This is a genomic window from Falsiroseomonas selenitidurans (genome assembly GCF_012103215.1).
Taxonomy (GTDB): Bacteria; Pseudomonadota; Alphaproteobacteria; order Acetobacterales; family Acetobacteraceae; genus Falsiroseomonas; species Falsiroseomonas selenitidurans.
Genome location: NZ_JAAVNE010000021.1, coordinates 47,418 through 58,174, shown reverse-complemented (window position 1 = coordinate 58,174; position 10,757 = coordinate 47,418). Strand labels below are relative to the sequence as shown.

At 75.9% G+C, this 10,757-nt stretch carries 6 protein-coding genes; 5 read left to right on the top strand and 1 reads right to left on the bottom strand.

Translation table 11 applies throughout. The features are described 5' to 3' along the window. Positions 1 to 104: 104 nt before the first annotated feature. The 3 genes from HEQ75_RS14210 to HEQ75_RS14200 all read left to right on the top strand — a co-directional run bounded on the left by HEQ75_RS14210 (position 105) and on the right by HEQ75_RS14200 (position 3,587). Positions 105 to 1,454: an APC family permease gene (locus tag HEQ75_RS14210; protein WP_168031643.1), complete on the top strand. Its 1,350-nt coding sequence runs from the start codon at positions 105 to 107 to the stop codon at positions 1,452 to 1,454. Between the two features lie 76 nt (positions 1,455 to 1,530). Beyond that, positions 1,531 to 2,736 (top strand): hypothetical protein, encoded by a 1,206-nt coding sequence (locus HEQ75_RS14205; RefSeq protein ID WP_168031641.1) that lies wholly within the window; start codon positions 1,531 to 1,533, stop codon positions 2,734 to 2,736. Next, positions 2,733 to 3,587, top strand: coding sequence for a hypothetical protein (locus HEQ75_RS14200; RefSeq protein ID WP_168031639.1), 855 nt, complete (start codon positions 2,733 to 2,735; stop codon positions 3,585 to 3,587). The genes HEQ75_RS14205 and HEQ75_RS14200 overlap by 4 nt, the downstream gene beginning before the upstream one ends. Positions 3,588 to 3,596: 9 nt before the next feature. Here the strand turns inward: HEQ75_RS14200 and HEQ75_RS27870 are convergent, their stop codons facing one another. Then, complete coding sequence (locus tag HEQ75_RS27870; protein WP_209318550.1) at positions 3,597 to 8,711, bottom strand: two-partner secretion domain-containing protein; 5,115 nt, start codon at positions 8,709 to 8,711, stop codon at positions 3,597 to 3,599. A gap of 126 nt (positions 8,712 to 8,837) precedes the next feature. Between HEQ75_RS27870 and HEQ75_RS14190 the strand changes: the two genes are divergently transcribed. Together HEQ75_RS14190 and HEQ75_RS14185 are read left to right on the top strand one after the other, a co-directional pair. Then, a complete protein-coding gene (locus tag HEQ75_RS14190) occupies positions 8,838 to 9,536 on the top strand; it encodes a nitroreductase (protein WP_168031637.1) in 699 nt (232 codons plus the stop codon). Then, positions 9,533 to 10,747 carry an MFS transporter gene (locus HEQ75_RS14185; protein WP_168031635.1) on the top strand — a complete coding sequence of 405 codons (1,215 nt, stop codon included), beginning with the start codon at positions 9,533 to 9,535 and terminating at the stop codon, positions 10,745 to 10,747. Before HEQ75_RS14190 ends, HEQ75_RS14185 begins: the two co-directional genes overlap by 4 nt. Positions 10,748 to 10,757: the final 10 nt, after the last annotated feature.

Genomic DNA, 10,757 nt, shown 5'->3' with positions numbered 1-10,757 from the left:
CATGCGGCCGGCCGGCCGGAAGGCGGGGATTCGGCGCGTGCAGCGGCCGTGATGCAACCTTGCGCATTCGTCACGCGTCGAGGTGGGAAGGGGGAGTTTCGGGCATGGGCACCACGGCGCAGGAGGCGGCGGCGGAGAAGGCCGGAGAGCCGACGCTGATCCGCAGCATCGGGCCGGTGCAGCTGTTCGCCTATACGCTGGGCGGCATGCTGGGGGCGGGCATCTATGGCCTGGTCGGCCGCGCCGCCGGGCAGCTCGGCTCCGCCATCTGGCTCGGCTTCCTGGTGGCGATGGTCGCCGCCCTGCTCACCGGCCTGTCCTATGCCTCGCTCGGCAGCCGCTACCCGCAGGCCGGCGGCGCCGCCAACATCGCCCAGCGCGCCTTCGCCCGGCCGCTGCTGACCTGGGTGGTGGGGCTGGCCGTGATGGCTTCCGGCCTGTCCTCCGTCGCCACCCAGTCCCGCGTGGTGGCGGAGAACCTGCTGCGCCTGGCGGGGCTGGAGGAGGTGCCGGCCATCGCGATCTCGCTCGGCTTCCTGCTGCTGGTGGCCGGCGTGGTGGCGCGCGGCATCCGGGAAAGCATGTGGATGAACATCGTCTGCACCGCGGTGGAGGCCGCGGGCCTGCTGCTGGTGATCGCGGTGGGCATCCCCTATTGGGGCGGGGCGGACCTGCTGGAGACCCCGGGCGGGGAAGGCATCGGCCTGTCCTTCCTGATGACCGGCGCCATCCTGACCTTCTTCGCCTTCATCGGGTTCGAGGACACGATCAACGTGGCGGAGGAAGCGCGCGACCCGCGCCGGACCCTGCCCTTCGGCATCATCGCCGCCATGCTGGCGGCCACCGCGCTGTACATCGCCGTCGCCGTCACCGCCGTCTCCGTCGTGCCGTGGCAGGAGCTGGCGGCGGCGCCGGGGCCGCTGGCGGAGGTGATGGCCCGCGCCGCGCCCTGGCTGCCGGGCTGGTCCTATGTGGCCATCACCGTCTTCGCGGTGGCGAACACCGCGCTGCTGAACTACGTCACGGCCTCCCGCCTGCTGTATGGCATGGCGCGGCAGGGGCTGATGCCGGCGGCGCTGGCGCGCGTTCATCCCGGGCGGCGCACCCCGCATATCGCCGTGCTGGCGCTGCTGCCGGTGCTGGCGGCGCTGGTCCTGGCCGGCGACATCGGCCAGCTGGCCTCGGCCACCGTGCTGCTGCTGCTGGCGGTCTTCACCGTGGTGAACGTGGCGCTGCTGGTGCTGCAGCGCCGGCCGGGGGAAAAGCCGGGCGGCTTCGAGGTGCCCTGGCCGGTGCCGGCCGCCGGCGCGCTGGTCTGCGGCGCATTGCTGCTGAACCGCCTGGCCAGCGACGACTGGCGCGCCCCCGCCCTGGCCGGCGGGCTGGTGGCGGCGATCCTGCTTGCCTATGCGCTGCTGCGGCCGAAGGTGAGCCAGGCCACGTTGCCCGGGTGAAACAGCCGACATCGCGGCGCGCTTGCGCGGCGTGCGCGGTCTCAGCATGCTCCCCCCCGATCCGGGGAACCATGCCATGCGTCATCAACCGGCCCGCCCCTGGCGGGCGGTCCTGCCTGTCCTGCTCGCCCTGCTGCTGGCGCTGGCCGGCGGCGGGGCCATGGCGCAGCAATCCACCCATCGCCAGGTCACGGTGCAGAACGAGACCGACCTGGTGCTGAACTTCCTGTACCTCTTCGCCCCCGGCACCGAGGATCGCGGCCCGGACCGCCTGGGCAATGAGGTGGTCAGCCCCTCCACCACCTTCCGCTTCCGCATGCCGCGCAGCCTGGGCTGCAATTTCGACGTGGTGGCGATCTGGCAGGATGGGACGGAGGAGGCGCGCAGCGGCGTGAACATCTGCCGCACCCCGCGCCTGGTCTTCGGCGACCCGGCCATGCCGACGCTGGAAGCGGCCATCGCCAACCGGTCGGACGTCGTGCTGCGGGAACTCTATGCCTCCACCAACGGGGCGGAGAATTGGGGGCCGGACCGGCTGGGCAGCGAGGTGGTGGAGGCCGGTGGCGGCTTCCGCCTGCGCCTGCGCACCCGCGACTGCACCTTCGACCTGCGCGCCGTCTATGCCGATGACCGGGAGGAGGTGAAGACCCGCCTCGATCTCTGCGCCGAGCGGGGCGTGGCCTTCGACCGCAGCGGCATCGCCCGCCCGCCGTCGCGGACCCTGGTGCTGCTGAACCGCCACATGGCGACGGTGCAGGAGGTGTATGTCTCCGCCAGCACCGATGACGACTGGGGGCCGGAACGCCTGGGGCCGGAGACGCGGCTGGCGGTGGGGGCGGAGACGACGCTGGAGCTGGAGATCGCCTGCCAGGCGGATATCCGCATCGTCTTCCCGAATGGTGGCGCCGAGGAACGGCGCGAGGTCGACATCTGCGAGACGCCGCGCCTTGCCATCGCCCCCGGCTGGGTGCTGGGCGCCACCGCCGATGCCGCGGCGCCGACGCCGGAAGCGGCGCCCGAACGGGCGCCGGAGCCCGGCGCGCTGAAGCTGCGCAATGCCGGCCCGCTGCCGATCGTCGAGATCTATGCCGCCCCGCCGGGCGAGCCGCGCGGCGCCGACCGCCTGGGGGCGGATGTGCTGGGGGTGGACGAGGTGCTGGAGCTGGAGGCGCCCGATGCCGGCGCCTGCGCCGCCGACCTGGTCGTGGTGTTCCGTGACGGGCGGGAGGTGAGCCGCCCCGGCGTCGATCTCTGCCAGGGCGAGGAGATCGAGATCCAATGAGCCGCTTCCGCATGCGCATCGCCGCCGCCCTGCTGCTGGCCGCCGGCACCTGGCCCGCCCTGGCGCAATCCTCCCAGCCGGGGGTGCCGGAGGCGCTGCGCGGCGCCTGGTTCGCCGGCGGCTGCGCCGATCCGGAGGCGATGCTGGCGGTGACCGCCCGCGCCGCCGCGCGGCTGGAGACGGGCGGGCCCTCCCGCCTGTTCCGCTTCCGCGCCACCGCCGAGCACGGCGCCTGGACGCTGGGCACCGCCGGCGGGGCGGAAGCGCCCCGGCTGCTGCTGCGCGCGGCCGACGCCGGGCTCGAGACCGCCGAGCCCGATGCCAAGCTGCGCGACGACCGGCTGCCGGGCGACAGCATGGTGACGGCCTGGCAGCGCTGCCCGGCACCGCCGGTGGCGCTGGCCGCCCTGCATGGGGAGGGCGTGGCCTTCCTGGCGGCGCTGGAGCACCTGGAGGCCGGCTGCGGCAGCGGCACGCCCGGCGCCTGCGCCGCCGCCATCGTGGCGCAGGCCGATGTCAGCGGCGACAATGCCCTGTCCCCGGCCGAGCTGGCGCGGCTGGCGCGTGGCGCCGCCTGGGTGGCGGCGGTGCAGGAAGGTGCCACGGCGGAGGTGGTCGGCGGCGTGGCCGGCATCGGCACGCTGGGCGGCATCCTCTCCGCCCGGCTGCTGCTGGAAAGCCTGGACTATGACGGGGATGGCCGCCTGTCCCCGGCGGAGCTGGCGCAGGACCGGGTCGGCTTCGCCACGGCCGCAGGCACCACGGCGGGCAGCCCGCTGCGCATGGACGGGGTCTCGGAAGGGGCGGCGGCGCTGCGCGCGCTGATGGAGGGGCTGGCGACCCTGCGCTGAGGCGCCGGGCTATTCCGCCGCCTCCTCCTCGCGCCGCCCGGCGCGCGGGGCGGGTGCACCGAGCCGCAGATCCCATTCGGCCAGCAGCGGCGCGGCGGCCGCCGCCGGTACCAGCGCCGGCGGCGCGAGGATCGGCGGCGCCACCAGGATGGGCGGGTCCACCACTGGCGGCTCGTCGACCGGGGGCGGGACGATGGGCGGGTCCACCACGGGAGGATCCACGACCGGTGGATCCACGACCGGAGGATCCACGACCGGAGGATCCACGACCGGTGGGTCCACCACCACGCCGGAACAGGTGGTGGCGGCGATGACGCAGGTGTTGAACAGGTAGCCCGGCGCACCCGCGGCAGCGACGCTGACCGCCTGGGCCGCGGCTTCCCCGCCGACGCCGCCCAGCGTGCCAAGGATGAAGGCGGACCCACCCTGGCCGAGCAGGCCGAGCCGCCCGGCCTCCAGCGTGCCCAGCGCGGCGCCACCATCCAGCAGCAGGAAGATCGGCGACTCCCCGGCCAGCAGGTCGAAGGCCACCGGCCCGCCGGCCTGCGCCCGCACCGGGCCGAAATCCGCCAGCTGCACCGGCTGCTGCGCCGGCGCGCGGCCGGGGATGTCGGCCGCCAGCCCGGCCGGGACCGCGGCCAGCCCCCCCTGCCGGCTGTCCAGGATCAGCAGCGGCAGCGCCCCGGGATCCCGCGCCAGAAGCCGGCTGGTGGCGCCGGCGGTGATGCCGTCGGGGGCGGCCAGCAGCACGGCGCGGTCGGCTTCCAGCATGGCGCCGTCCAGCCGCAGCGCGGCCGCGCGCAGCACCACATCCTGCCCGCTGGCAGCGCCGGCCAGCGTCAGCGCGCCGTCGCTGGCCAGCAGCAGCGTGCCGCCGGCCTCGGCCGAGCGGACCAGCCCGGGCGCATTGCCCGCACCCTCCAGCGCGATGGCGCCGCTGGCGGCAAGCCGCAGCCCGCCGGCGCCCAGCGCCAGCCCGGCGCCGGATGCCGCCTGGGTGATGTCCCCCGCCCGCGCCGTCAGCGTCGCGCCGCCGGCCCGGAGCGGCGCGGCCAGGTGCAGGCTGGCGGCGGAGAGCGCCAGGCTGCCGGCAACGTCCAGCGCCTCCGGCACCGCCAGCGCGCCCTGCGCCGCCAGTGTCAGCGCCCCGAGCTGGCCGCCGAGGCGCGCCACCGCATGGCCCTCCGCCAGGCTGGCCGAACCGGGCGAGGACAGGCGCAGCAGCCCGGCGCTGAGCACCGCGCCGGGGCTGTCGGCGATGCCACCGGCGGCGCCGAGGAACAGGCTCTCCGCCGCGATGGGCGCCGTCAGGCGCAGCACGCCGGCGGCTTCCGAGGCCAGGGCGAAGGCGCCGCCGGCCTGGCCGGCGCCCAGCGCCGCCACCTGGTTGCCCTGGCCGTCCAGCAGCACCTGCCCCGTGGCGTTCGCGTGCAGCAGGCTGGCGGTGAGCCCGGCGCCGCGCAGCGTCTGGGTGATGTCGCCGCTGCTGGCGGACAGCACGGCCGCCCCGGCCGAGACCGGCGCCAGCACGCCGATGGAGGCGGCGGCAAGGTCGAGGCTGCCGGCGGACAGCGCCTCCGTCACCAGAAGCCCCTCCGCCTGGGCCAGCGCCAGGCTCCCCGCCTGGCCGGCGATTGCCGCCAGGGCATGCGCCCCGGCCTGCAGCCGCACCGGCCCGGCAGTGTCCAGCCGCAGCAGCCCGGCCCGCAGCGCGCCACCGCCGGCATCGTCCAGCCCGGATTCGGTGCGGAGGGCGAGGCTGGGCGCGGCGACGGGGCCTTCCAGCCGCAGCGCCGCGGCGCCTTGCTGCGCCAGGGCGAAGTCGCCGGCCGCGCCGCTGGCCCCCAGCGCCGCCACCGCATTGCCCGCACCCGCCAGCGCCAGGTTGCCGGCAAGCGACCGCGCCAGCAGCAGCGGGGCGGTGAGGCCCGCGCCGGTGGCCGCCTGGGTGAGGTCGCCCGCCGCCAGCAGGGTCAGGGTGCCGCCGGCCGCGACGGGGCCGAGGATCGCCAGCGCCCCGCCGGTGGTCAGGGCGAAGTGCCCGGCCGCCTGGCTGGCGCCGAGCCCGGCCACGTCATTGGCGGGCGAGTCCAGCACCACGGCCCCGGCCGTGGCGGTGGCGTGCAGCCGCGCGGTGGCCAGCCCGGCGCCGAGATCCTGGTCAATGCCGCCGGCGGCGGACAGGGCGATGTCGGGCGCCGCCAGCGGCTCGGTCAGCCGCAGGGCCGCGGTGCTGGCCAGGGTGAAGCCGCCGGGTGCCGCCACCAGCCCCAGTTCCCTCACCGCATTGGCTGCGGCCGGCAGCACCACGGCGCCGCCCGCCTGCACCGCAAGCCGCGTCGCGGACAGCCCGGCGGCGGCCTCCGCCTGGGTCAGGCTGCCGCCCACCGCCAGCGTCGCCGCCTGGGCGGCGAGCCCCGCCACCGGGTCCAGCGCCAGATCGCCGAGGCCGGTCCAGAGGAAATCCCCCTGCGCCAGCCCGCCCAGCAGGCCGGCGCGGTTGCCGGCATGGTCCAGCCGCACGGCACCGCCCGGCGCCTCCGCCCGCAGCGCCGCGGTGGTGAGCGCGGCGGATTGGGTCAGGTCGCCCAGGGTGGCGCGCAGCGTGGCGCTGCCGGCGGCGACCGGGGCGGCCAGGGCCAAGGCGGGGGCTTCAAGCCAAAGTGCGCCGCCCACCGTCAGCGCCCCCGCCAGCCGCAGGTCCAGGCTGCCGGCGAAGCGGAAATCGCCGGTGGCGCCGCCGGCTTCCAACACCGCCACGGCGCCGTCGGCCGCCACGCTGGCGCCGGACAGGGCAAGCCGTTCCGCGGTGATGCCCGGCGCGGTCAGCGCCCCGCCGGCGGCGAGGCTGACGGAGGTCGCCGAAAGCGGCCCCGTGACAGCCAGCGTGCCCGATGTCGCCAGGCTGAAGACGCTGGCGCTGCTGCCGGCTTCCAGCGCGGCCACGGCATTGTCGGCCGCGTCGAGCACCACGCTGCCGGCGGCGACCCGCAGCGCCAGCGTGGTCAGCCGCGCGCCCTGGTCCTGGGTCAGCGCGCCGCCCGCGTGCAACGCCACCGCCGGGGCGCCGAGCGGCGCGGCGAGCGACAGGTCGCCCGCCGTCACCACCACCAGGCTGGTGCCGGCCTGGCCAAAGAGCCCGGCGATGGCGTTGCCGGCGCCATCCAGCCGCACCGCGCCCTGGCTGGCCTGCACCCGCAGCGCCTCCGCCACCAGGCGCGCGCCCGCCGCCTGGGTCAGGTCGCCCTGCGCCACCTCCAGCGCCACCACGCCGCCCAGCAGCCCGCCGGCCAGCACCAGCCCGCCCTGGTTCAGCAGCGACAGGCCCTGCGGCACGAAGGCGTCGCCGAGCCGCGCAACCTGGTTTCCCGCGCCGTCCAGCCGCACCGCACCCAGCGCCGAATCCAGCCGCAGCAGCCCGGCCGAGACACCGGCGCCGGCGGGTTGCTGAACCACCCCGCGCAGTGCTTCGAGGAACAGCGTGCCGTCGGCGGAAACCGGCGCGAAGAGGTCGATGGTCCGCGGCGTGGCCAGGGCGATGTCGGCGGCGGCAAGCGGCGCATCGACGGAAAACGCCACCACGCTCGCCAGGTCGAACCGCCCGCCGGCGCTGCCGCCGGCCAGCGCCCGGATGGTGTTGCCGGCGCCGTCCAGCCGCACGAGCCCGCCGGCATGCGCCTCCAGCGTGCCGACATTCAGCCCGGCGCCGGTGGCGGATTGCGTGATGTCGCCGGCGCTGCGCAGTGCCAGGTCGCCGGCCACCGTCACCCGCCGCAGCAGGGTGATGCCGGTGGCGTCCGCCGCCGTCGTCTCCAGCGTCAGCGGGCCGGTCGGCTTGCTGATCGCGGCCTCCACCCGGATGGCGCGCTCCGCCTGCAGGGTCAGGGCGCCGGTGGTGGCGGCGATGGTCGCGGCGGTGATCTCGGCCGGTTCCGTCGCGCCGCTCAGCGTCGTCACCACGCGCAGCGTCACCGGGTCCACCAGGATGGTGCCGGCTTCCAGCCTCCCGTCCAGCGCCAGACCGCCGCGGGAGGAAACCTCAATCCGCCCGCCCGGCGCGGCAAGGCTGCCGTGCATCGCCACCTGGTCCGCGCCATGCACCAGGATGTCGCCGGCCGCCACCGTCGCGCCGCGCGCCACCACCGTGCGCCGGGCCAGCCGGGTGGGGGCGCCCGGCCGGCTGTCCGCGCCGGCGCCGAGCGTGGCGCGGCCGGCGGCGATGCGGCTGCCGGCCTCCAGCCGCAGCGTGCCGCTGGCGGTGGCTTCCAGCGTGCCGGTGGCGGCCAGGCTGCCCGTCACCCGCACCCCGCCGCCCCCTGCCGCAACCGCCACCTGTCGCGACGCCAGGCTGCCGCCGGCCAGGACCAGATCCTCCAGCACGCCGGAGGCCGCCTGGGCGCTGAGCACCACGCTGCCGCCCTCCGCCTCGATCAGCCCGGTCTGGGTGACCAGCGCGGTGGCGCCGGCGGGGGTGGCGGCGACCTGGCGGGTGACATCGAGCGCCAGCAGCCCATCGCCGGCGAGGTCGAGCGTGAAGGCCTCCCCGGCCGCCAGGGCGACGCGGCCGAGCCGGGCGCGGATGCTGCCGGCGTTCGCCACCTGGGGCGCCACCAGCGCCGCCAGCCCGCGATCGGCGACGCGGATGGTGCCGCGATTCGCCACCCGCGCGCCGGGGGCGGGGGCGCCGTCGAAGACCAGCCTTCCTTCGGTGAAGGCGCGGTTCGTGGTGTCCGAGGCCGTGGCGATCAGCGCCGCCACATCCACCTGCGCCCCCTGGTGGAACACCACCCCCGCCCGGTTCACCAGCGCCACCCCGCCATTGGAGGTGACGCGCCCGGCAATGGCGGAGGGATCGCCGCCGACCACCCGCTGCAGGGACCAGGAGGTGGCGGCCGGCTGGCGGATATCCACCTGGTGCGCCGCCCCGACATCGAAGCGCTGCCATTCCAAAATGGCGCGGTCGCTGCCCTGGGTGATCTGGGTGCGCGCCGCGGTCTGGGCGATGCGGGCCTGGCCGGCCACCACCACGCCGCCCTGCGGCCGCGCCTCCGCCGCAGGCTGCGCCCAGGCAGGGGCGGTGGCGGCGGTGGCCAGGGCGGAGGCGAGGAGCAAGGCGCGGCGCATGCTGCCGCATCCTGCGGCAAAGCCTTCCCAACCGTAAGTGGAATTATTCGCCCACCACACACGCGGCCTGACCCACCGCCGCCGCGTTGCGCCGGGCGCCGGGCTTCGCCAGGATGCGCCGCAAGAATGAGGACGCTCCAGACCATGCCGCAGGGCATTGACGTGTTCGAGGCCCTGGCCACGCGCCACAGCACGCGCGGCTTCCTGCCGGACCCGGTGCCGCGCGCGGCGATCGAGACCATCCTGGCCGCCGCCGCCCGCGCTCCCTCCGGCTCCAACATCCAGCCCTGGCGGGTGCGGGTGACGCAGGGGGCGGAGAAGGGGCGGCTTTCCGCCGCCCTGCGCGCGGCGCACGATGCCGGTGCCGCCCCGGCGCGCGAATACCATTACTACCCGCGGCAATGGCGCGAGCCCTACCTTTCGCGGCGCCGCCGATCCGGCTGGGCGCTTTACGAACTGGCCGGGGTGGCGCGTGGCGACACCGCGGCCGGCCACGCCCAGCGCGCCCGCAACTTCGACTTCTTCGGCGCCCCGGTGGGCCTGTTCTTCACCATCGACCGGGATCTGGAACAGGGCTCCTGGCTGGATTTCGGGATGTTCCTGCAATCCATCATGCTCGCGGCGCGCGGCTTCGGCCTGCACAGCTGTGCCCAGGCCGCCTTCTGCGAGCATCACGACGTGGTCCGCGCCATGCTCGCCCTGCCGGCGGACCAGACCCTGGTCTGCGGCATGTCGCTCGGGTTCGAGGACCCGGCGGAGCCAGCCAACCGGCTGCGCACGGAACGCGCCCCGCTGGCCGACTTCGTCACCTTCGGCCCGGCGTGACCCCGGCCGCGGAGGCGGTGCTGGACAGCCGGCAGGCCTGGACCCGGCTGGCCGCGATCGTCGCCCTGGCGACGCTGGGCGGCGCCGGCATGTGGTCCGTGGTGGTGGCGCTGCCGCATGTGCAGGCGGAATTCGGCGCCACACGAGGCGAGGCCTCGCTACCCTATACCCTGACCATGATCGGCTTCGCCGGCGGCGGCATCCTGATGGGCCGGCTGGCGGACCGCTTCGGCATCATGGTGCCGCTGCTGGGCGGCACGGTCATGCTGGGCGGCGGCTACATCCTGGCCGCCTTCGCCCCCAGCCTGACGGTCTTCGCGCTGGTGCAGGGCGTGCTGATCGGCGCGCTGGGCTCTTCCGCCGCCTTCGGGCCGCTGATGGCCGATGCCTCGCTGTGGTTCCGCCGGCGGCGCGGCATCGCCGTGGCGCTGGCCGCCTCCGGCAACTACCTGGCCGGCACGGTCTGGCCGCCGGTGGTGCAGGCGCTGATCACGGCGCAGGGCTGGCGCACCGCCCACCTGGTGGTGGGCGTGGTGCTGCTGGTCACCATGCTGCCGCTGGCCCTGCTGCTGCGTGCCCGGCCACCGCGCGCCGCGCCGCGGCCGGCCGGCAGCCCGGCGCCGCCGGCCAGCCGCCCGCTGGGGCTGACGCCGAACGGCCTGACCGCGCTGCTCGGCCTGGCCGGGGTGGGCTGCTGCGTCGCCATGGCCATGCCGCAGGTGCACATCGTCGCCTATTGCGGCGACCTGGGCTACGGCGTGGCGCGGGGGACGGAGATGCTGTCCCTGATGCTGGCCTGCGGCATCGTCTCCCGCATCGCGTCCGGCTTCATCGCCGATCGCATCGGCGGGCTGGGCACGCTGATGCTGGGTGCCACCCTGCAGGCGGTGGCGCTGGCCTTCTACCTGTTCTTCGACAGCCTGGTGTCGCTGTACCTGATCTCCGCCCTGTTCGGCCTGTTTCAGGGCGGCATCGTGCCGAGCTACGCGGTGATCGTGCGGGAGTATTTTCCCGCCAGCCAGGCCGGCACCCGGGTGGGCATCGTGCTGATGGCGACGCTGCTGGGCATGGCGCTGGGCGGCTGGCTTTCCGGCGTGGTGTTCGACTGGACCGGGTCCTACGCCATGGCCTTCCTGAACGGCATGGCGTGGAACGCCGCCAATCTGGCGATCGTCGGCTGGCTGCTGCTGCGGGCGCGGCGGCTGCGCTAGAACCGTTCAC